General features: G+C 59.0%; 18 protein-coding genes. 1 reads left to right on the plus strand and 17 read right to left on the minus strand.

Annotated features, from left to right (window positions below; genetic code table 11):
• Window positions 1-245 precede the first annotated feature (245 nt).
• Entirely contained in the window at window positions 246-2,018 is a 1,773-nt protein-coding gene (locus ACGY09_RS14955) for a polymorphic toxin-type HINT domain-containing protein (RefSeq protein WP_397568352.1), read from the plus strand.
• A 144-nt stretch (window positions 2,019-2,162) separates the two neighbouring features.
• Here the strand turns inward: ACGY09_RS14955 and ACGY09_RS14960 are convergent, their stop codons facing one another.
• The 17 genes from ACGY09_RS14960 to ACGY09_RS15040 all read right to left on the minus strand — a co-directional run bounded on the left by ACGY09_RS14960 (window position 2,163) and on the right by ACGY09_RS15040 (window position 20,973).
• Window positions 2,163-3,053, minus strand: a complete 891-nt coding sequence (locus ACGY09_RS14960) for a DMT family transporter (protein ID WP_397568353.1) — start codon at window positions 3,051-3,053, stop codon at window positions 2,163-2,165.
• A 16-nt stretch (window positions 3,054-3,069) separates the two neighbouring features.
• Window positions 3,070-3,831, minus strand: coding sequence for a creatininase family protein (locus tag ACGY09_RS14965; protein ID WP_397568354.1), 762 nt, complete (start codon window positions 3,829-3,831; stop codon window positions 3,070-3,072).
• 68 nt (window positions 3,832-3,899) lie between these two features.
• Window positions 3,900-4,229, minus strand: coding sequence for a hypothetical protein (locus tag ACGY09_RS14970; protein WP_397568355.1), 330 nt, complete (start codon window positions 4,227-4,229; stop codon window positions 3,900-3,902).
• Window positions 4,230-4,340: 111 nt separating this feature from the next.
• Complete coding sequence (locus ACGY09_RS14975) at window positions 4,341-5,324, minus strand: L-threonylcarbamoyladenylate synthase (RefSeq protein WP_397568356.1); 984 nt, start codon at window positions 5,322-5,324, stop codon at window positions 4,341-4,343.
• On the minus strand, window positions 5,321-6,202 hold the full coding sequence (locus tag ACGY09_RS14980; protein ID WP_397568357.1) for a rhomboid family intramembrane serine protease: 882 nt from the start codon (window positions 6,200-6,202) through the stop codon (window positions 5,321-5,323). The genes ACGY09_RS14975 and ACGY09_RS14980 overlap by 4 nt, the downstream gene beginning before the upstream one ends.
• 314 nt (window positions 6,203-6,516) lie before the next feature.
• On the minus strand, window positions 6,517-7,848 hold the full coding sequence (locus ACGY09_RS14985) for a coproporphyrinogen-III oxidase family protein (protein ID WP_397568358.1): 1,332 nt from the start codon (window positions 7,846-7,848) through the stop codon (window positions 6,517-6,519).
• Between the two features lie 508 nt (window positions 7,849-8,356).
• Window positions 8,357-9,742 (minus strand): sigma-54-dependent transcriptional regulator, encoded by a 1,386-nt coding sequence (locus ACGY09_RS14990; protein WP_397568359.1) that lies wholly within the window; start codon window positions 9,740-9,742, stop codon window positions 8,357-8,359.
• A complete protein-coding gene (locus ACGY09_RS14995) occupies window positions 9,739-11,121 on the minus strand; it encodes a sensor histidine kinase (RefSeq protein ID WP_397568360.1) in 1,383 nt (460 codons plus the stop codon). Before ACGY09_RS14995 ends, ACGY09_RS14990 begins: the two co-directional genes overlap by 4 nt.
• A 151-nt stretch (window positions 11,122-11,272) precedes the next feature.
• Entirely contained in the window at window positions 11,273-12,910 is a 1,638-nt protein-coding gene (locus ACGY09_RS15000) for an SLC13 family permease (RefSeq protein ID WP_397568361.1), read from the minus strand.
• A 190-nt stretch (window positions 12,911-13,100) separates the two neighbouring features.
• Window positions 13,101-14,780, minus strand: a complete 1,680-nt coding sequence (gene ilvD / locus ACGY09_RS15005) for a dihydroxy-acid dehydratase (RefSeq protein WP_397568362.1) — start codon at window positions 14,778-14,780, stop codon at window positions 13,101-13,103.
• Window positions 14,781-15,164: 384 nt separating this feature from the next.
• On the minus strand, window positions 15,165-15,452 hold the full coding sequence (locus ACGY09_RS15010; protein ID WP_397568363.1) for a putative quinol monooxygenase: 288 nt from the start codon (window positions 15,450-15,452) through the stop codon (window positions 15,165-15,167).
• 205 nt (window positions 15,453-15,657) lie between these two features.
• On the minus strand, window positions 15,658-16,659 hold the full coding sequence (gene pheS / locus ACGY09_RS15015; protein WP_397568364.1) for a phenylalanine--tRNA ligase subunit alpha: 1,002 nt from the start codon (window positions 16,657-16,659) through the stop codon (window positions 15,658-15,660).
• A 217-nt stretch (window positions 16,660-16,876) separates the two neighbouring features.
• Window positions 16,877-17,248 carry a 50S ribosomal protein L20 gene (rplT, locus tag ACGY09_RS15020; protein WP_373649419.1) on the minus strand — a complete coding sequence of 124 codons (372 nt, stop codon included), beginning with the start codon at window positions 17,246-17,248 and terminating at the stop codon, window positions 16,877-16,879.
• Between the two features lie 88 nt (window positions 17,249-17,336).
• On the minus strand, window positions 17,337-17,537 hold the full coding sequence (gene rpmI / locus ACGY09_RS15025; protein ID WP_373649418.1) for a 50S ribosomal protein L35: 201 nt from the start codon (window positions 17,535-17,537) through the stop codon (window positions 17,337-17,339).
• Window positions 17,538-17,788: 251 nt separating this feature from the next.
• A complete protein-coding gene (gene infC / locus ACGY09_RS15030; RefSeq protein WP_397571882.1) occupies window positions 17,789-18,328 on the minus strand; it encodes a translation initiation factor IF-3 in 540 nt (179 codons plus the stop codon).
• 111 nt (window positions 18,329-18,439) lie between these two features.
• A complete protein-coding gene (locus ACGY09_RS15035) occupies window positions 18,440-19,414 on the minus strand; it encodes a FliM/FliN family flagellar motor switch protein (RefSeq protein ID WP_397568365.1) in 975 nt (324 codons plus the stop codon).
• A gap of 299 nt (window positions 19,415-19,713) precedes the next feature.
• Complete coding sequence (locus ACGY09_RS15040) at window positions 19,714-20,973, minus strand: glutamate-5-semialdehyde dehydrogenase (RefSeq protein WP_373649415.1); 1,260 nt, start codon at window positions 20,971-20,973, stop codon at window positions 19,714-19,716.
• Window positions 20,974-21,066 lie beyond the last annotated feature (93 nt).

The raw sequence follows: 21,066 nt of genomic DNA on the forward strand, positions 1-21,066 counted from the left end.
GGGGACACGGTGGTTCGGGAAAGTGTGGCTCTGGAACGGGGGGCGAGCCGTCCCCGCGCTGGGTTTCGGGGCTGCTGACGCGTGGATCTTGTTGGAAAGCAGGCTTTTTTTACGCAAAGTCAGAATCTGCTTGATCGGGAAGCGAAGAGAGCGTCTAATTTTACTTCATCTTTGATTTTGGCTGCAGACGACTCGTCATTTCGCATCGAACTTCACCTCTGTCTCTTTCTTGAGGAGAGACCTTCATGCGTGCACTGCGCCAGGTCTGTTGGCTTTCGCGGTTGGTTCCAGGTCTGTTCGCTTCGATGCTGGGACTGTGGGAATTGAGTTTCCCGTGTCAGGGGGCCGAATCGGCGGCGAGGCATGTTCAGGCAGCGCTGAAGGCGGCGGTCGATCTGGATGCGACTCGCCGGAACGAACTGGTCGAGACGGCGCTGCGTGAGGATCCTTCGTCAGCGGAAGCGCACTGGGCGCGGGGTGATGTTCGGGTGGGACAGCGATGGGTCTCGCTGGAAGATTTTGCGGCTGAGAAGCTGGCTCAACCGGTGACAATGAAGTACTGGGAACAGCGGGCTGCTGCGGGGATGACTGTCGCAGAACAGTTGAAACTAGCCGAGTACTGTCGTGCCAACAAGCTGCCGGGTGCGGAGCGGGCTCATCTGTTCGCCGTGGTGGCGATTGATCCGGGGCACCGTGAAGCTCGTCGTCGACTGGGTCAGGTCGAACAGGGGGGAGTCTGGCTCGATCGTCAACAGCTTGAGCAGCAGAAGAAGCGAGCGGCGGCGACGTCTACGTACCTCCGTCGACATGGCAAGCGGCTCATGGCCTTGTCGGCAGCACTGCTGGATAAAACGAAATCCGAAGAAGTTGTCTTGAAGGGGCTCCGCGAGTTCGACAGCCCGTATGTGATTCCGGGGCTGGAAAGCTGGTTTTCCAGTACGGGCGAGGCGGGGGGACTCTGCGCGGTAAAGGCGCTCGCAGCGATGTCGGCTCCGGAAGCATCGATTTCTCTGGCCCGCCACGCGATGGACCATCAGGATCGAAAAGTACGAACGAAGGCGACGGAGTTGCTGAAAGAGCGGGACGAATACAGCTATGTCCCGGAACTCCTGGCGGCCCTGCATATGTTGGTCGAAAAGTCCGACGCGATCGAGACAACTCGCCTGAACGAGATTGTCTGGCGACGAAGGCTGATGGCAGAGTCGCAGAGGGAGCAGAAAATCGCGGACCTGGACCGCACGTTCCAGTTCCAGACTCGCATTGATGTAGAGAACCCACTCAACCGTCAGTTGACGCAACTCGCTGTGATCGAAGCGGACTCAGAACTTTATGTCCTCAATTCTGGTATCAAGAGCCGGAATGAAAGAATTATTCAGTTACTCGCCGCAACGATGAACGGAAAAGCGACCGACGAAGTTCTCGAGAGCAAGAACCCGGAAGACTGGTGGAACTGGTGGAACAACAAGACAGAGTCCTATCCGTCGGAACCGAAGTCGGTCGCTTATCTGCATGAGACGAGTCGCGAGCAAGTGGAACTGCCACGGTCAGATCCGAGACAGTACATTCAACAAGATTGCCTGGCTGCAGGGACGCCGATCTGGACGGAAACAGGATTTCTGGCGGTCGATCAGGTGAAGTCCGGCGATCTTGTGCTGACCCAGAATCTGCAGAGCGGTGAACTGAAGTTTGCTCCCGTGTTGAGGACAGCCACGCGGCCACCGGAACGGTTACTTCGTCTGTCGTTCAACGGTGAGGTCGTTCGTGCGACGGGGGGACATCTCTTCTGGGTCAACGGAAAAGGCTGGACGAAGGCTCGGTTACTGGCACCGGGGATGGGCCTGCACACCGCTCGGGGATTTGCGAAGGTCGACTCCGTTACCGAGGAGCAGGATCCGGAAGCGACATACAACCTGATCGTCGATGAATGCCACTCGTACTTTGTCGGCAAGGAACTGGTTCTGAGCCACGACAACACCCCTTGTCAGGCCGTGGCGAACCGGGTGCCGGGGCTGAAGTGATATTTGGGTGGCCGTTGGGTGGCTTGGATCAACGTCGCCCTCTGTTATGAACGTCGCCTCCAGAGAAGGTTCCCTCCTGAAGAACGCTTCTCAGTGGGCGATGCCACTACGAAGATCGCGGTCTGCGGAGGTTGCGCTGGGGCGTCAGGATTCCGTGGGACGGGCGGCGGTGTGTCGGGTCACTGTTTGTGTCTGGACGTAGGTGACCATCACCAGGACTCCGATCAGGGCGGTGAGCTGGAGCAGCGTAATTCGTTCACCATCGACGACGCCCCAGATCACGGCACCGATGGGGACCAGATTCGTGGTCATGACCGCGAAGAGGGGGCCTTCCTGCTGGACGAGTCGATTGAACAGGAAGGTGGCGATCCCGGTGCCGACAACGCCCAGAATGGCGACGGCGGCCAGGGCCGAGCCGAGATTGCTAAAGTCGACAGGGCGGTGATTGCGGATCGACAGCGAGAGGGGGACCATGACGGCTCCTGCTGCGGTCAGACAAATCAGTGTCAGTTCGAGCGGCGGCAGATGTGTCAGGTACCGCCGGATGATGCTGTTCGCGATCGAGTAGGTAAACGGGACGCTGAAGGCGAGCAGGATGTCGACGACCGGGACTGAGCGGGTGCCGTAGTCGAGCATCAGGCCCATCAGGCAGCTCAGGGCTCCGATAACGCCTACCGTCTGCCGGGTCGTGGGCCAGGCCCCCAGAATCGGGATGGAAACGAGCAGCGTCAGCAGGGGCGTGAAGCCGACGGTCATCCCGACGAATGCCCCCCCATGCCGGGCGACGAGTTCCGGCTGGATCGAGTGTGGCCACACGAATCCCAGCACAACGACCCCCAGGAGGGGGAGGAAATCGGTCCGGCGGACGGTTCGCCGCTGTTTCATCAGCAGGAAGATCAGTGCCAGGACGAGCGATCCACCGAGGGCTCGTCCTGCACCGACTCCGATCGGCGAAAGATACTCCATCGCGCGCTTCATCAGGATGAAGCTGCTGCCCCAGATCAGGCAGATTACCGAGAACCAGATATAAGGCATGACGTTCCAGTCAGGTTCACTGCGGCATCTCCCAGCTCTGTCCATCCCATGCGATGACTTGTTCGAGGAACTTGATCACACCTGCCGAGAAGGTCTGAAACAAGGCTTCCCCTTTTTCCGCCGTCGCGGCCGAGGACTGGCCGATGTGTCCCACGTCGGTTCGGTCCTTTGTGATCCAGCCACGATAAGCCGGTTCGAACGCAAAGCCCGGTTCGACCGATTCCACCGTACGAATATCCTTGACGAGGTGTGGAGCCAGCCGCAGGATCATCGACGTTTCCCACTCGCAGGCGTGTCCCATCGCAGTCTGGACAAGATCAGACCGCAACTGGTTCGGTCGGCCATGCTCCCAGTAGGTGGCCATCAACAGCAGCAGGTCGCGTCGCAGGCGGTGCCGCTGCCGGACTTCGAAGACGGCCTGCTTGCCCGGGATGCAGTTTCCGCCATGCCCGTTGATCAGGATGATCCGACGGAAACCGTGCGTCAGCATGTTCTCCATCAGGTCGTTGAGCAGGTCGAGGTAGAGTCGGGGCGAGGCGGACAGCGTTCCGGGGAAGTCCATGTGGTGGTGAGAATTTCCCAGCCACATCAAGGGGGCGAACAGGATGCGATTGTGCATGGATTCACTGACGCGACGAACGATTTCGCCCAGCAGCATGCTGTCGGTATAGACGGGCAGATGGTGGCCATGCTGTTCGACCGCGGCGACGGGGATCACCACAGGGATGTCGCGAGACAGGGCATCGACTTCAGGCCACGTAAGATCGCTGAGATTCATAGACTCGACTCCAGTCACGATTTTGTATGAGGTCGCACGGGTGAGGCGAAAAGGGAGGGGCGAGCAGGTTACCTGGCGGGGGCGTCTGAATTGCCGGGCGGGACTTTAATGTCCTGGAGATTGGGGAAGCGATGGCGATAGATCCATTTCTCCCACCAGCGGGCGTGACGCAAGCGAAAATCGTGGATCGAAACAGACCGCTGTTTTCCTCGGCGAGTCACGAGTTTGAGCTGTCCGTCAGGAAGAACTTCGCTCACCGTCCAGAACTTGTCGACTTGGTAGGAGTACATTTCACCGGCAGGCGAGGGATGGACATCGACCGCGCGCGGACCGGGATCGGTGCTTTGCTTTGTCACGCGAAAGACTACAGGATCGCCTGGCCTATATTCTCGCTTCATCTGGCTCCGCCCGGGTCATCTGGCCAAGCAAACAGGATTACATCTGTCGGACACGATAAGAACAGTGTTCGTTAGCGACAAGGAGACTTTCCGGAAAAAGTGAAAAAAGTTTCACGGCCCGGTGATGACAGGCTCCTGATGGGCAGCTCGTTTCAAGCGATCGTTCAACGCCCGGCCCAGACCGGTTTCCGGGAAGCGTCTCGCCACGATCAGGCGAAGATTCAGCCGGTCCAGTCGGTGCAGCGCCTGAAAGAAATTGGCGGCGGCCGTAACCAGATCGCCAGACGGCGAGAGAACCTCGACCTGACTGAATCGCGACAGGTCACCGTCCCCCTGGAGCGTCAGCAAACCGACAGGACCCGAGCCCACTTCCGCTGACAGATCGTCTGCGATGATCAGAGGTGTCCGCGGAGCGTAGTGACTTGTCAGCATTCCCGGGGCCGCCGCGGGGGCATGAGACGTCTGGTCGACCAGGCGGTCGATTGGTCCGATCAGGTCTTCGATTTCTTCCAGAGAAATGCCGCCATACCGCAGCAGGGTGACTCGATCATCGTCGACGCGCAGGACGGTGGACTCGATGCCAATCCGGCACGGACCGCCGTCCAGGATGGCGTCGACACGGTCCCCAAGTTGATGAAAGACATGCTCCGCGGTGGTCGGACTGAGCTTGCCAAACGGATTTGCGCTGGGGGCCGCGACAGGAATGTCCGCCAGCCGCATCACCTGACGTGTCATGTCGTGAGCCGGAATGCGGACGCCGACACCGGGCAATCCCGACGTGACCAGATCGGGGATGATATCTGACTTGGGCAGAACGAGTGTCAGCGGGCCGGGCCAGAAATGTTGCGCCAGCTTGTGGGCCAGAGGAGGGAATACGCGGGCCACGCGAGGGACCCAGTCAATGTCGGGGATATGGACGATCAGCGGGTCGAAGAAGGGGCGTTCTTTCGCGGCGAAGATCTTCGCGACCGCCACCGGGTCCAGGGCGTTCGCACCGAGTCCATAGACGGTTTCTGTGGGAAGTCCGACCAATCCACCTGATTTCAGGATGGAGGCGGCCTGCTCGAGCGAGAGGGGGGAAGTCGGGTGGCTCATCTGCGTCGCGCCAGCATCCGGATCATCGAATCAATCAGAGCCAGGAAGATCCCGGCTCCCAGTCCCACCCCATGTGCCCAGTTCGCCACGTTCGGGATGATCTCGAGCGTACAGAGGACCTGCCAGATCAGCATCATGACGATCGTTTGTTGAGGCAACCAGTAGCCACTTTGGGGGTCGAGCTTTCCTCGGATCCAGATATAGCCGAACAGTCCATACACTACGCCGGACATTCCACCGAACAGAGGGCCGCGAAACCAGAACTGAGCCAGATTGGACGTGACAGCGATAAACACCACCATCGACAGGAACCGGGCGGAACCCCGTCGAGGCTCGATCTGCATGCCAAATTGGTAAATCCACAGCAGATTGAACACGATGTGCATCAGGCTGAAATGGAGGAAAGCAGGGGAGACCAATCTCCATGCTTCCCCATTCAGGATTTGTCGAAACGTGCCGTCGGTCGAGATGGCGAGCTGGCTGGTCAGAGGGGCATTCAACCGAAACCCTGTCTGGAAGGATACGAATACCGAAAGCGCGATCAGTGCGAAGGTAATCGGCAAGCCATTGTTACTGGACCGCTGTTGCCACCGTTCGGAAAGATCCACCTTGTTTGCGCGAGCCTGGTCACGACGGAGCTGCTCTTCCGCCATGCGTGATTTCGCGACGCGCACGGCGTTGCGGTAGCGTTCGTTGTTCGGGTCGGCCAGGAACGTCGGAAGTTCTTCTTTGGCACGGGGGACGAGATCATCGTCTTCCACCCAGATCCGGTGGCCGCCGGGTTCGACATCAACGGAACACCGAATCCCTTCAGCACGCAGGAAATCTGCAAAGCGTTCTGCTTGTTCCCGATTCGCTAGAAAACCGACTTGCCGCATTAAAAATCGCCCAGTGGGAAGTTGAAAGCAAACTGGCAGGACCCTGCATCGTGCCCAACGGACTACGCGGCGAAACCTGGTGAGGGGCGTCCCAGCTTGACGCTTGACGCCCGAAAGCTGCAGTCCGTCAAGCAGAGGTTCCGCCAGTGATCTCACCACCATTCCGGACGAGCGCCGTCGCGTTCGGTGACTGACACAGTGTCGGTGAGTCTCCCCGGATTGTCGAGTAACAGCGGCATTCCACTTTGCGTCTCGTAGTGGGCCGCAGTGGACACTTGCGCCGAGCGGTCAGCAGGAGCGATGCCGCGATGCGGTCACGTGTAGCGAACTTCGCGGTGTTCGACCTCGAAATATTCGGGGAGCAGGGTGTCGGACTGCAGGATCCCTTTTCGCGTCAGTTTGATCTCGTCCCCTTCGACCGTCAGGTATCCCTTGGCTTGCTGAGCAGCGAGTGGCTGAGCGAATTCCTTGAGCACGTCGACGCCAAACTTGTCGCGGAACGGTGCGGCCGAGAGGTGGCCTTCCTTCATTTGCAGAATGAATTCGCGGATCAGTCGTTGATGATCTGTCGGACGCAGGGCTCGATTAATCGGCAGCGATCCCCCTTCGACCGTCTTGAGATAGTCTTCCAGTTGGTCCAGGTTCTGGTAGTGAACTCCCTGGAAGTGACCGAAGGACGAAACCCCTGCCGCGAGCAGATCGCACCCTCGCCAGACATTGTCGCGATACACGAAGTGGTCGGTCGCGGGGTTCTTGACGAGTTCATTCCCGCTGGAAATGTGGTAACCATCCGCCTGGAACGCATTCATCGCCTGATCGACCCAGCGTCGTTTCGTCGTCCAGTTGGCGACCGGTGAATCGATGCCGAGTTCCTTCATCTCCTTCGAGATCAGAGTATTGAAGGGAAGTTCCATCTGGTAGACGGTCAGATTGTCCGGCTTGAGTTTGCGGGCCTGTTCGATGCAGCTCGTCCAGTTTTCGTCGGTCTCTCCGATCATTCCCGCGATGAGGTCGATATTCACCTGGGGGAACCCGACCTGCTGAATCCAGTCGTAAGCGCGGAAGATTTCGGGTGACAGGTGAGCCCGTCCGTTGGCTTCCAGAATCTTGTCATTGAAGTTTTCGACACCAAGGGAAATTCGGGTGATGCCGATGTCCTTAAGTGTCTGCAGCTTTTCCAGGTTCAGCGTGCCTGGTTCGCACTCGAACGTGACTTCTTCGGCGTTGTCCCACGAGACCGAGCGACTGAGCTCATCACGCAGGAACCGCAGCTGGCGGGAGCTGAGGTAGGAAGGGGTGCCCCCCCCAAAGTACACAAACTTGAGGTCGCGACCGGGGACCGCCGGCTGCTGACTCAGCAGTTCGACTTCTTTGGCCAGTGCTTCGACATAGCGGGCAATCGCGTTCGCGTTCTGGTTGGTATAGACCCGGAAGTAGCAGAACTTGCACCGCTTGCGGCAGAAGGGGATGTGCAGGTAGAGCCCCATGGGGACTGAGCGGTCCGGCTCGGACGCGAACGCAGCGCGGATTTCGGGAACGGTCTCACGATTCCAGAGCGAGAATGGTGGATAGTTCGAGATGAAATAACTTCCCACTTCCGTTGTCGCAGGAGCAATTTCCAGGGGAGCAGTCGGTTCGGCAAGCATCAGTCTCTTCCGATCGAGTGGTAGGTTCGATGAGGCGGGGGCGTCGCGGGCTCGTTTCAATGGTCAATGATAAACCGAAATCGTCATTCTGAGCAATTCACGTTCCACTCTGGCACCCTCCCCGAGCCACTCCGGACCCGGAGCGGTTCACCGGCGCCTGGCCCAGCACACCCGAGATTCGGGCGATCATCCGCCACAACAGAGACTACAACCCGATCCCAGTCCTCTTTCCTGAATTCCCCCTGAAGGAGACGAAAAGAACCCGAAAGCTCTGCATGTGGACCAAAGTCGTGGGGCGATCGCGAGAGAGTTGTCGCTCAGGGGTGACGTGGCTGTTGTCGCGAGTCGCGGCACTAGTGCTTTGTCACGATGAAATCGTCGGGTTGTGTGCCACTGCATCGGAGTCCTCGGAGACGCAGTGTCTTCTCATTTTTTGATGCTTGACAGAGCACTGCGTGACCGAGGACGGTCATGCAGTGGCACCCTAATTTTTCATCGTGACAAACCACTAGGTGGGGGGCGGGCCCAGCTTGGTGCGGAGGGTGGCGCGGTCGAGGCCGAGCAGTTTGGCGGCGAGGCTGCGGTTTTGCTGGGTGTAGCTGAGGACTTCGTTGAACAGTGTTTTCTCGGCGATGCTCATGAACTTGCGGTGAAGGTCAGACGGAAGCTCGGTACCGACTTCTGCCAGTTGCTGCTGGACCCAGTGGGTGATTGCCGCTTCGAGCTGCAGGCCGGTCTGCGGCTCGTTTCGGTTTGACCCAGCTATGGCGGGAAGATGCTCGGCTGCCAGCGGGCCACCTCGCGCCATCACCGCCGCATGGTCGACGGCGTTGCGGAGTTCGCGGATGTTCCCGTTCCATTCGCGGCGTTCAATCTCGGCCCAGAAGCTCTCAGAGATGGTCGGGCTGATGGGGACCTGCTGCCGGGCCAGAAAATATTCCACCAGCGGGCGAACGTCCTCACGATGAGTTCTCAACGGAGGAAGATGGATCGAAAAGACCTTCAGCCGGTGGAAAAGATCTTCCCGGAAAGTTCCTTCTGCGATCATCGCGTGCAGGTCGCGATTGGTCGCGGCGATCAGACGGGCGTTGGTCGCTTTTTCTTCGCTGGAACCGACCGGCGCGTAGCAGCGTGATTCGAGTACACGCAGCAGTTTCACCTGGATCGAGAGTGGCGTTTCCCCAATTTCGTCGAGGAAGATTGTCCCCTGGTCGGCCAGTTCGAACAGGCCCGGCCGGTCGTGGGTGGCTCCCGTGAAGGCACCCTTCACATGCCCGAACAGTTCACTTTCGATGACCGTCGGAGAGAGGCTGGCGAGACTGACTCGCATGAACGGACCGCTTCCCCGGCGACTGTGGCGATGGATGGCGTCGGCGACCAGCTCTTTTCCGGTCCCCGTTTCTCCTGTGATGAGTATGGGGAAGTCGGTCGGAGCGACGAGCGCGATCTGCTTGAAGACGGCCTGCATCGCCGCGCCGCGACCGACAAGCTGCTGAACGTCGGACGAGACTGCCGCTGTGGGGGTTGGCTGGCTGGCGGTCTGTAGCGCCCGTTCGATGACGGCGAGGAAGTCACTGAGCTCGAACGGTTTGACCAGGTATTCGAACGCTCCCCGGTTCATCGCTTCGACCACCGTTTGCAGGTCGCCGAAGGCCGTCATGACCACGATCGGAACCGTGGGATGCGACTGCTGGAAACGGGGAATCGCCGTGAGTCCGTCTTCACCCGGCAAGCGGACGTCCAGCACGATCACATCGGGAGTGAAGGTCGCCAGAATTTCCTTGGCGGCTTCAATCGTGGACGCGGTTTGCACACGATGTCCCTGGTCCGCCAGCCGTTCTTTCAGGCTCCAGCAGATGGCCGGTTCATCGTCGATAATCAGGATCGCACTCATGCAGGATGATTCTCTTCAATCGCGGGCTGGAATGGGAGGCGTAACTCAAAGCGGGTCCGTTCACCCAGTCGATGCCAGGAGAGCGAACCCTGGTGGTCTCGGGCGACTGTCGAAGCGACGGCCAGTCCCAGCCCGATTCCTTCCTGTTTCGTCGTGACGAACAGGTCAAATAACGAATCGGCGACGTCCGCTGGGGGGCCCGGTCCGTCATCGTCAATAAACAGCACCATACTTTCCGGCTGAGGCTGCACGGTCAACCAGACATTTCCACCCGGTCCCGCTGCCTCGATCGCATTCAGCGTCAGGTTGAGAACCGCAGCGCGAAGTCCTTCGGCGAATCCCTGGATCAGCGGGATTTCCGCAGGCAGGGTCAAAGTCATTCGCACATTCTTGTGATCGCATGACGGTGTCACCAGGTTGCGAACGACGAGAGCGATTTCTCCCAGATCGACAGGACTGAGCTGCCGGCCGGTCCCTTTGCCCAATGACAGCAGCGAGCGTACTTCTTCCTCTGTCAGTGCCAGTTGCTGGCGGGCGACCATCAGGCTGTGATCGACACTGGACGTACAGCGGCTTTCATGCAACTGGATCGCCAGTTTGGCTCCCGCCAGACCATTGCGTAACTGATGAGCAAAGCCGGCGGTGAGCTGTGCAACCAGGCGCGTTCGTTCGCCCCGGATCAGTTCCTGCCGCATCGAGTCGAGTTGCCGACTCATCGAATTGATGCTTTCGACCAGGCGGGAAAGTTCATCGTCGATGACTCCTTTGGGGCGTTCCAGACCGAACTGACCGAGGGCGATGGACTTCACATGCTGTTCAATCGAACGGACGCGTCCTGCCCAGTTCCAGGCAATCAGCAGTGTCAGGGGAATGGTAAGCAGCAGCGTCCCGGCACCGACCGCCAGCGGTGGCCAGAGAGCTTCCATCGTCGCACGTCGTCGCGACTCGTCTGACGTCAGCAGGAAAAGTGTCTGAGCGGGCGAACCCCGAATCGCACAGGCACGGACGACATACTCTTTGCCATTGATGGTCCATCGGCGGAGTGTGTCGGGGCGGGAGATGTTCTCTTCTTCGATCCAGCGGTCATCCTTGAGTGGATGGACATCCGTGGGAAGCGTTCCCGCGACGACTTTCTTGAGGTGAGAGTCCCAGACGAGAAGTTCATCTCCCGTCAGCAGGTGCAGTTTTTCCAGCACGGTAGGGAGCAAGGGAAAACTGGATTCTTCCAGCACGCCGATAATCTGACGTTGCCGCGAGTCGAGCGCCTTCGCGCTGCGAGTCGACATCCACCACGCCGAGAAGATCACGTTCGCCAGGATCGCGAGCAGCAGCAGTCCCATCAGCGGCCACAGAATCTGATCGCGAATGGGCAGCTTCACGGTTGGCCTTCTTCAAAGGGCAGATGCGGGGATGAAGGGTGTAAGCCGCTGTTCCACGCAGCAATGATCTTATTTGCCCCTGGGTGTTTCGTCGACGGCAACGGCCACCGTGTCGTTTGTGGTTTTGGCGGCTCAGTATTGAAACGGCTCGTCAGCGAGTCTGAATTCCCAGTTGAGGAACCATTAACCCGTAAGTGGCGGCCACGGCCAGCACGACGCCCAGAAAGTTCAGGAAGATTCCGTATCCGGCCATCTGGCTCATCCGAATTCGCCCCGTGCCGAACACGATGGCGTTGGGGGGCGTTCCGATCGGCAGCATAAACGCGCAGCTTGCGGACACGGTTGCCGGAATCATCAGCATGCGAGGGTCAATGTCCAGTGCGACGGCCGCCGCCGCGATGATCGGCAGGACCGTATTCACCGTCGCGACGTTGGACGTGAATTCGGTCAGAAACGTGAGCAGCACGCAGACGGCGATCACCAGCACCCAGGTCGGCTGGCCATCCGCCAGAACCTTGAAGATGCCCCCGATCCACTCCGAAAGTTTGGTCGATTCAAACGCGCCTGCGATGGCGAATCCACCTCCAAACAACAGCATGATCCCCCAGGGAATCTTGGCCGTCGTCTGCCAGTCCATCAGGTACTTCACTTGTCCGTTGCGGCTGCGCTGTGCTGGCAGGACGAACATCAGGGTCGCCACGGTCATGGCGACGGTTCCGTCACTGACGAACTCCAGCGATTTCTCGGCAGGGACGCCGATGTGCTGCAGCCAGGTGGCCATCGCCGATCCCCAGCCCCGAATCAGCACCCAGTCGCCAAACGTGAAGTCGGTGCGAAACAGCCAGAGGAGGGCGGTGGACGCGAACAGCGTCAGCATGGCTCCTTCGGCGAACGTCATCGGACCCAGCTCCCGCAGCTTGTTACGGAAGAAGGACCGGTCGAAGCGATCGAACCCGGCTGGCGTTCGCAGGCCGAAGATCAGAATCCGCCAGGTGCATAACAGCATCACAAAGCCGAACGGCGTCCAGGTCAGCATCCATTGCGAGGCAGAGACGGCGGGCTGGCCCGGGAACGATTTATTCCAGATGTCGACAAACGCGAGATTCGTCGGGGTGCCAACCAGTGTGGCAAGTCCCCCGATACTGGCCGAATAGGCGATTCCCAGCGTCAGAGCCAGCGCGAGATGGTTGAAGTGCGGGTCGGGTGTGCTGGCAGTCGCTCCGGCGTCGGTCGGCAGCCGTTCCAGTGATGTGAGCAGCGCGAGCGCGATCGGCAGCATCAGCACCGTGGTGGCGGTATTGCTGATCCACATCGACAGGCAGAACGTGGCCAGCATGAAGCCGAAGACGATCTGGGCGGGGCTGGTCCCGGTGGCATTCACCGTGAGGAGCGCGAGTCGGCGGTGCAGTCCCCATCGTTCGATCCCCAGCGCGATCACGAACCCGCCGAGATACAGGAACGAACTGTCGCCGAGATAGGACTGGCTGACCGTCTTTGCCGACTGAATACCGCACACAGGAAACAGGGCCAGCGGCAAGAGGCTGGTGGCGGCGATGGGGATGGCCTGAGTCACCCACCAGACGGCCATCCAGAGCGTAACGGCCAGCAGTCGCTGCGCGGCGGGGTTCAGTCCTTCAACAGCAGGCATCGTGGCGACGGCGAGAAACACCAGCGGGCCGAGGAATCGACCGATGCAGCCCATCCAGCCAGGATGTGCTTCTTCACCACTCGCCCCCGTGTCATCCTCGTTCACATCGGCATTCATGGTGAGAGCCTCATCAGAGTTCATGCCGGGTTCCCGTGGAGAAAGCGAGTTGTGGAACAGAACTGTCTCGTCGGTGCGAGGGGGGGGGGCCTTCATGAGGGATGCCTGCACAGACGGCAGGCATCCCATGAGTGAAACAAAGGACTGAAGGCAGGGCGGGCAGGTCACGCGACGCCGCGTGGGCGTTCAACCCACGCGGCGTTGTGAGCAGTTGTCACTCGTCGGTGACGCAGCCTTCGGAGGCACTCTTCACATTCTTGATGTACTTGTAGAGTGTCCCGCGACTGGCTTTCAGTTCCGGGGCTTTCCATGTCGAACGGCGTTTGGCGAGTTCTTCATCGGAAAGAGAGAGCACGATCTGGTTGGAGTTGGCGTCGATGGTGATCGTGTCACCGTCCTGAACCAGGGCGATCGGTCCCCCCACCTGAGCTTCCGGTGTGACGTGTCCGACGATGAAGCCGTGCGAACCACCCGAGAACCGGCCATCGGTGATCAGTGCGACGTCGGATCCCAGACCGGCTCCCATAATGGCCGAGGTGGGTGTCAGCATTTCCGGCATACCGGGGCCACCCTTGGGGCCTTCGTACCGGATGATGATGACGTCACCCTTCTGGATCAGGCCGTCTTCGAGACCCTTCAGCATCAGCTCTTCGGAATCGAACACGCGAGCCGGACCCTTGAAGATGAGTCCTTCTTTGCCGGTGATCTTGGCCACGGCTCCTTCGGGACAGAAGTTGCCGCGCATGATCCGGATGTGCCCGGATTCCTTGAGTGGCGTTTCCAGCGGCTGAATGATCCGCTGACCTTCGGCGAGTCCCGGCAGGTTCTTGAGGTTCTCGGCGAGGGACTTGCCGGTCACTGTCATACAGCTGCCGTCGAGCAGACCCTTCTCGAGCAGGTACTTCATCACGGCGGGGGTGCCGCCGACATGATGCAGGTCTTCCATCACGTACTTGCCGCTTGGCTTGAGGTCGGCGATGTAGGGGATACGGTCACTGACGGCCTGGAAGTCGTCGATCGTCAGAGGAACATTTACAGCACGCGCCATGGCGATCAGGTGCAGCACGGCGTTGGTTGAGCCCCCGGTCGCCATGATCACGACCATCGCGTTTTCGAAGGCGGCCCGGGTCATGATGTCACGGGGCTTCAGGTCCATTTCGAGCAGCGTGCGGATGGCTTTTCCGGCAGCCATACATTCACCCAGCTTCAGCGGGTCTTCGGCAGGAATCGATGAGCTGTAAGGGAGTGCCATCCCCATGGCTTCAATGGCAGATGCCATCGTGTTCGCGGTGTACATCCCGCCGCAGGCCCCCGCGCCGGGACAGCTATGTTCGACGATCGACTGGCGGACTTCATCGGTGATCTTGCCGGTGATGTATTCGCCATAGCACTGGAATGCCGAGACGATGTCGAGCTTCGGATGCAGGGGGATACAACCCGCCTTGATAGTTCCGCCGTAGATCATCAGCGAGGGGCGGTTCAGGCGTCCCATCGCGATCAGACAGCCGGGCATGTTCTTGTCACAGCCGGGGATGGAGATGTTGGCGTCGTACCACTGAGCCGACATGACCGTTTCAATGCTGTCGGCAATCAGGTCGCGGGACTGGAGCGAGAACGACATCCCGTCGGTTCCCATCGAGATTCCGTCGCTCACCCCGATCGTGTTGAACCGCATTCCCCACAGGCCGGCGGCAGTGACACCCTCTTTGACTTTTTCAGAGAGCTTGTTGAGGTGCATGTTACAGGGGTTGCCGTCGTACCAGACGCTGGCGATACCGACCTGAGCCTTATCCATGTCTTCACGTTTCATGCCCGTCGCGTACAACATGGCCTGCGAGGCCCCTTGCGAACGTGGCTGCGTGATGCGGGAACTATATTTGTTGATTTGCGTCATGATGAGGTTCACTAAAAGAAGTTGTTTTGAACGGTCTTATCTACAGGAGATAAGGAAATCGGTTACTGATGACTGGCGTTCGTTGTGATCCCCTGCGAGTGGCATAGCAGGGGACTTGTTCTGGCGTTTGATAACGGGTGTCGCGTCTGTCTGTCGAAATTCTTCAGGCTGCAAAGCGGCGACGTACGCTGCTCGAACGTATTCCTGATCCCTGTCCCCGAGTGGATTCTGGAGATGGCCTGGAACGCGGGACTTATCGGTGTCATCCAGCCGCTTGCGTCAGGTCGAGATCGTCCTTCACTCGAGAGGGAGCGGATGCCCACTTCACCTGCGGGCATCACAGATCAGAAATGCTGCGTGGCCTGTGTCACGGAGCTGGCTCCGTTATTCGACCAGGGTCGATGGGTGGGGGACTCGTTCAACGCGCGGCAAGACCTTAGGGACGTAGATCGTAGTGTAAGCCTTGTCCTTGCGATGAGCATCAATCGCGGCCTGATCGGCCCAGTGCTCGTTCAGCAGGAAGACGCGGGGATCGGTCTGCGAATGATAGACTTCAAACCGAAGGCAACCGGGTTCCTGTCGAGACAATCGCCCCTGTTCGGCCAGCAGGCTCTCAATCTCGGCAACGTCACTGGTCTCTTTGACGGTCAAGACAATGTTGACGTAGATCATGCTCTCTCCTTCGATTCCATCAAACCCATCGAGAGTTTCCGGTCAATCGGATGCCACACAACGTCCGACTCTCTCACCAATTGCTGCCAGGCCCCGCGTCAGGACAAGCCGGCAGGCGTGATTGTTCGCCAGTTCTGAGGAACCTGCGGGCGATCCGTCCCCCTGATTCCACTCCTTCTGAACCGACCGTCTCGCTCTCGTTCAATCAGAACTGCTGCAGGAACCGGATGTCGTTCGAATAGAAGTGGCGAATGTTCTTGATCCCGTGCCGCATCATACAGAATCGTGCGATGCCCAGCCCGAACGCAAATCCACTCACCTCATCCGGATCATATCCGACCGCCCGCAGGACGTTGGGGTCGACCATTCCCGCTCCCCCCAGTTCCAGCCAGCCGTCACCCCGCTGAACATCAAACTCGACGCTCGGCTCGGTGAACGGGAAGAACGACGGACGGAAACGGACGTGAACGTCTTCACCCAGATAAGCGGCAGCAAACAGTCGCAGCAGCGTCTTCAGTGAGGCCATCGTCACGTCAGGTCCGACCGCCAGACCTTCCATCTGATGGAACATGATGTGGTGCGTATCGTCGATCTCGTCGGGACGATAGACACGTCCGACCGAGACGATGCGCACGGGCGGCTTGCGGTTCTCCATCACCCGAATCTGGATGGTCGAGGTCTGGCTGCGGAGCAGTCGCGGGCCCCCTCCTGCAACACCGGCCGTGGCGAGATAGAAGTTGTCCAGCGGGTCACGGGCAGGGTGGTCATCCGGGATGTTCAGAGCGACGAAGTTGTGCCATTCGTCCTCGATCTCGGGACCGTCTTCCACTTCAAACCCGAACCGCGACATGATCTCCTGGAACTCGTTGATCGTCTGCGTCAGGGGGTGCAGCTTCCCGAGCGACGGTCGAATTCCCGGCAGGGTGACATCGATCGCGGTGGCAGCCACTTTGGTCTGGCTGAGCTGCTGCTGTCGCTCTTCCCAGGCCTTGGTGACCGCTTCTTTGACTTCGTTGAAGCGTTTACCGACCTCGGGGCGCTGTTCCGGGGGGACGGTGGCCAGTGTGGACTGCAGCTCTTTGAGCTTTCCCTGCTTCTTGCCCAGAAACTCAATTCGGGCCTGCTCGAGCATCTCGGCGTTCGTGGCCGCGGAAATCGCGGTGAGTGCTTCCTGCTGAAACTTGGCAAATATCTGACTGAGTTCCATTGCCACACGTGCCTTAAAATCTCGCCGTACGTTCCCGCTTCCCGTTACCGGATTCGCGCTGCCCCGGCGAGTCTGCCGGGGGAGGCGTGTATCGGGTTTCTGTGCGATACGACGAGAGTGTGCGAGAACGCCATGGGGAGTAAATACAAAAAGACACTGCCCCCTCGATCAGCGACGGGGGCAGTGTCTTATATCAATCACTTTTGACAAGCCGTTATCAAACGGCCTGGCCCGCCTTCTTCAGGCCCTCTCGGACCAGGGTCGTGACTTCGTCAAAGACTTCGGGGCTGTGAATCGCCATTTCGCTGAGGATCTTGCGATTCAGCTTGATTTCGGCGAGCGTCAGTCCGTGGATGAAGCGTGAGTAGGAAATGCCGCGCATTTCGGCTGCTGCCTTGATACGGACAATCCACAGGGCTCGGAACTCGCGCTTGCGGTTACGTCGGTCGCGGTAAGCGAAGACACGGTTACGAACAACCGTTTCTTTGACGAGGCGAAGCAGGTTCTTGCGACCGCCATAGCTGCCTTTGACTTCGCGGAACAGGCGCTTGTGGGATCGACGACGAGCGACGCTAAAACTAATTCTCATGATGCCATTCGCTGAATTAGAACACAAACAGAGCAATCGACCAGGTCAATCGACGGCAATGTCGACTGACGTAGGCAGACGACGAAGATTAACCCGCAGGACGCAGTGCGTCACAAATCATTCTCGCGTCAGCTTTAATCAGAACGACGTCGTTGCGATTCTGGCGTTTCCGCTTGCTGGACTTGTGGCTCAGCAAGTGGCCGCGGTAGGCGCTACGACATTTGGCCTTGCCGGAAGCGGTCACTTTGAACCGTTTCTTCATACCTTTGTGCGTTTTTTGCTTCGGCATCGCCGTAATTCCTTGAATTCAAAGCTGCAATTCATGGCGTCCGTCCGGCGCAGTGAATTGCCCAAATCAGTGGGGCGAGGAGTATAGACGAATTCCGCCAAAAATTTCCAGCGACTTTTTCACTGTGTGGTCAGGTTTACCCAATCCGCACACTTTCGTCGACCGGAAGTTCTTGGTAGACGACCTTTTCCGGCCGTCTACCCACTTATTTCGAACCGTTTTTGTGAATCGACCGATCGGGGATCGGCGACTTAGGCTTTCGGTGAAAGGACGGCAGTCATGTTTCTGCCCCCTTCCATCGAAGGAGTTTTTTCGACTTTGCTGACGTCCTGAAGCTGCTCAATGATCGTCGCCAGCATTTCACGACCCCGGTCATGGTGCGCGTTTTCGCGTCCCTTGAACTGGACGTTGAATTTGACTTTGTCTTTGTGGACCAGGAACTCACGAGCCTGCTTCACCTTGAAGTCAATGTCGTGCTCACCGGTCTTCGGGCGAAGGCGGATCTCTTTCAGTTGAACCTGATGCTGCTTCGCAGAGTTGGCCGCTTTACGCTTCTGTTCGTACTTGAACTTGCCGTAGTCCATAATCCGACAGACAGGCGGACGCTCGTTGGGGGCGACTTCAACAAGATCCAGGCCAGCGTCCATCGCTGTTCTCATCGCTTCCGATGTGGGAATGACACCCAACATTGTTCCATTTTGATCGACCACTCGAATCGGTGAGAGACGAATCTGGTCGTTAATTCGATGCGTTGTTTCGATTGCTGCGTACTCCTGTGAGTGTTCTGAAATGGTCCGGCGGCATCCGGAACGTAAGTTTAGGGAATCACATAGTATTAGCCCGATAATCGTCAACCGTCAAGAAGTCGTTTCAGCCGCTCGAGTTTTCCTCAGTCAACACGACTAAGTCCCCTCGGGCGGCGTTCTGACTCCCCGAGTTGTTCCGACAGACGACGTGATTACCAGACTTCTGCGGTTATGGCTCTGCCCGGACGTCCCTCGAAACAGCTCGTGATCGTCGATCATCAGGCTGATTTCCCCCGTGACAGGATTGTCGGTCAGCAGTAAGTCGCCAGCACACAAATTTGCCACGTCGCGAGTGGACAGTTTGAGTTGCGCGAGTCGTGCCGAGACCTGCACCCGGACTTTCCCTGCCGCCACCCGCATTCGCTCGTTCGGGCCGCGCTCCGTTTCCTGCAGTAAAACAGAGACATGCGGTACCCGCTTCCACGGAACACAAAGCTGCACCAGTCCCCGGCTCGGACCAATCACCACCTCCAGGCTGACCAGTGCGACCGCCGCGTTCGACCCCGCCTCTGCAATCAGGCTGCCGTCCGAAATCAGTCGTGTCATCGGCAGCGGGGTGGTCGGCAGAAAGTCCACCGTCAGTTCCCGCAGAATGGTGCTGAGTGCTTTCTGAATCACGTGCGTTTCGACCGCCGTAAACGGTCGAGACAGCGTCACACCCGACACCACCCCGCCGAGTAAGCAGTCGATCATCGTAAAGGCGAGACACCGATTGGTGTCGAGTAACCAGACTTCGGCAGAATCCGCCGGTGCGAACACTCCGAGGCAGGTCGGTTCGTCCGACGCCGTCAGGTAGTCTCGATAAGTCGACTGTTCCACCGACAGAAACTCGATCCCCACCGGATGCCGCAGCAGTTGCGTCAGAGCCCGCTGCAGGGAATCACAGGCCCCGGCCGTCGCCAGTCGCAACGCGTCCAGTTGTTGAGCTCTCAGCGGGACCGGGTGTTCAAAGTCGTAGGGACGTGTTTCCACTTCAGGCCCGGAAACGCGCGGGTGGGAGGCAAAGGGCCGAGACCCCGCCTGTCCCGGACGAGGCACGTAGGCGGTCGAGTGATTCACGTTGTTGTCCATCCCTGGACTCCCTCGAACGAAGAAAGCTCGATCGAAAACCGCTCGAACAAAAAATCTCGCACGAATAAAGCCTGCCGCAGCAGGAAGTGGTGTCTCAGCCCGGTTGGCGAATCGACTCTGAATTCCATCCGTTCTGGCGAGTCCTTCAGGCGGTTTTCCTGTGGGACCCGTTCTGTGAACTTCTGCTCTGAGCTTACTCCGAACAGCGTGTTCACTCCGGTTATCGACTGCTCAGTCCCCGGGGATTCGCTGTTTCCGGCTGATCCCCGTTTTCTTGCCCGAAGCACCTCACGCCGCACCTATTCCCGAATTTGACCCGTGCCGTACGCCACCCATTTATAGCTGGTCAGCTCACGCAGTCCGCAGGGGCCCCGTGCGTGGAACTTATCCGTCGAAATGCCAATCTCGGCACCCAGCCCGAACTCCCCCCCGTCATTGAAACGGGTGCTGGCGTTCACAATCACTCCAGCGGAATCGACTTCCGCCGTGAACCGCATGGCGGCGGGGAGATTGGTGGTGACGATCGTTTCCGTGTGATGAGATCCATAGGCGTCGATGTGATCGATCGCGGCGGTCAGGTCGTCGACAACCTTGATCGACAGGATCAGATCCAGATATTCCGTCCGGAAATCGGCATCGGTCGCCGGTTTGGCGGTGGGAATCAGACGGCAGGTCCGGGGACAGCCGCGCATTTCCACTTTTTCCGCGTGCAGCATGGCAGCCGCTTTGGGAAGGAACGTCTCGGCGATCGCCGCATGGACCAGCAGACATTCTGCCGCGTTGCAGACACCGGGACGCTGACACTTGCTGTTTTTGAGAATCGCCAGAGCCATGTCGAAATTGGCCGACTCATCGACGTAGACGTGGCAGATCCCGTCAAAGTGCTTGATCACGGGCATCGTCGCTTCGCTGACGACTCGCTCAATCAGCGATTTTCCGCCGCGAGGAATCGTCACGTCGATCCGGTCGCCCCGTTTCAGCAATTCTCCCACGACAGCACGCTCGGTCGTCTGCACCAGTTGCACCGCATGCTCGGGCAGCCCTGTCTCGATCAGGGCGTCGGTCAGAATCCGGTGCAGCGCCAGGTTACTGTGCAGTGCCTCTTTCCCACCCCGCAGGATCACCGCATTACCGCTCTTCAGGCAGAGCGAAGCCGCGTCGATCGTCACATTGGGACGAGACTCGTAGATGAAGAAGACGACACCCAGCGGGACACGGACCCGATTGACACTCAGCCCGTTCGGACGGACGGTCGAATCGATCACTTCGCCAATCGGGTCCGGCAGCAACGCGACATCGGCCAGAGCGGCGGCGACGGATTTCAACCGCTGCGGCGTCAGCTTCAGCCGGTCGATCGCGGCGGCGTTCAGTCCGTAACCCGGAGCCGCCTCGAGATCCCGCTGATTGGCCGCCACAACTTCTTCGGCACGAACAACTAACAATTCGGCGGCGCGATGCAGCCACCGCTGCTTCTGTGCACCACTCACCAAGGCCAACTGACGCGAGGCCTGACGAGCCTGTTTCGTAAGTTGATCAGCGTACTCTGCCCACTCTGACATTCGGACTCCCCTTATGAAGTCCTCAAGTATCGCCCCGTCCCCCCCAAGCGTCAATCGCATGTCGCACTGTCCCCGTCCACAGTCCCATGCCAC

The organism is Schlesneria sphaerica, from assembly GCF_044336245.1.
Classification (GTDB): domain Bacteria; phylum Planctomycetota; class Planctomycetia; order Planctomycetales; family Planctomycetaceae; genus Schlesneria; species Schlesneria sphaerica.

What these genes read in the sequence shown, in the direction of transcription:
- ACGY09_RS14955 (WP_397568352.1), top strand. Translation starts at nt 246, where the DNA reads ATGCGTGCACTGCGCCAGGTCTGTTGGCTTTCGCGGTTGGTTCCAGGT.
- ACGY09_RS14960 (WP_397568353.1), bottom strand. Translation starts at nt 3,053, where the DNA reads ATGCCTTATATCTGGTTCTCGGTAATCTGCCTGATCTGGGGCAGCAGC.
- ACGY09_RS14965 (WP_397568354.1), bottom strand. Translation starts at nt 3,831, where the DNA reads ATGAATCTCAGCGATCTTACGTGGCCTGAAGTCGATGCCCTGTCTCGC.
- ACGY09_RS14970 (WP_397568355.1), bottom strand. Translation starts at nt 4,229, where the DNA reads ATGAAGCGAGAATATAGGCCAGGCGATCCTGTAGTCTTTCGCGTGACA.
- ACGY09_RS14975 (WP_397568356.1), bottom strand. Translation starts at nt 5,324, where the DNA reads ATGAGCCACCCGACTTCCCCCCTCTCGCTCGAGCAGGCCGCCTCCATC.
- ACGY09_RS14980 (WP_397568357.1), bottom strand. Translation starts at nt 6,202, where the DNA reads ATGCGGCAAGTCGGTTTTCTAGCGAATCGGGAACAAGCAGAACGCTTT.
- ACGY09_RS14985 (WP_397568358.1), bottom strand. Translation starts at nt 7,848, where the DNA reads ATGCTTGCCGAACCGACTGCTCCCCTGGAAATTGCTCCTGCGACAACG.
- ACGY09_RS14990 (WP_397568359.1), bottom strand. Translation starts at nt 9,742, where the DNA reads ATGAGTGCGATCCTGATTATCGACGATGAACCGGCCATCTGCTGGAGC.
- ACGY09_RS15000 (WP_397568361.1), bottom strand. Translation starts at nt 12,910, where the DNA reads ATGAACTCTGATGAGGCTCTCACCATGAATGCCGATGTGAACGAGGAT.
- ilvD (WP_397568362.1), bottom strand. Translation starts at nt 14,780, where the DNA reads ATGACGCAAATCAACAAATATAGTTCCCGCATCACGCAGCCACGTTCG.
- ACGY09_RS15010 (WP_397568363.1), bottom strand. Translation starts at nt 15,452, where the DNA reads ATGATCTACGTCAACATTGTCTTGACCGTCAAAGAGACCAGTGACGTT.
- pheS (WP_397568364.1), bottom strand. Translation starts at nt 16,659, where the DNA reads ATGGAACTCAGTCAGATATTTGCCAAGTTTCAGCAGGAAGCACTCACC.
- rplT (WP_373649419.1), bottom strand. Translation starts at nt 17,248, where the DNA reads ATGAGAATTAGTTTTAGCGTCGCTCGTCGTCGATCCCACAAGCGCCTG.
- rpmI (WP_373649418.1), bottom strand. Translation starts at nt 17,537, where the DNA reads ATGCCGAAGCAAAAAACGCACAAAGGTATGAAGAAACGGTTCAAAGTG.
- ACGY09_RS15035 (WP_397568365.1), bottom strand. Translation starts at nt 19,414, where the DNA reads ATGGACAACAACGTGAATCACTCGACCGCCTACGTGCCTCGTCCGGGA.
- ACGY09_RS15040 (WP_373649415.1), bottom strand. Translation starts at nt 20,973, where the DNA reads ATGTCAGAGTGGGCAGAGTACGCTGATCAACTTACGAAACAGGCTCGT.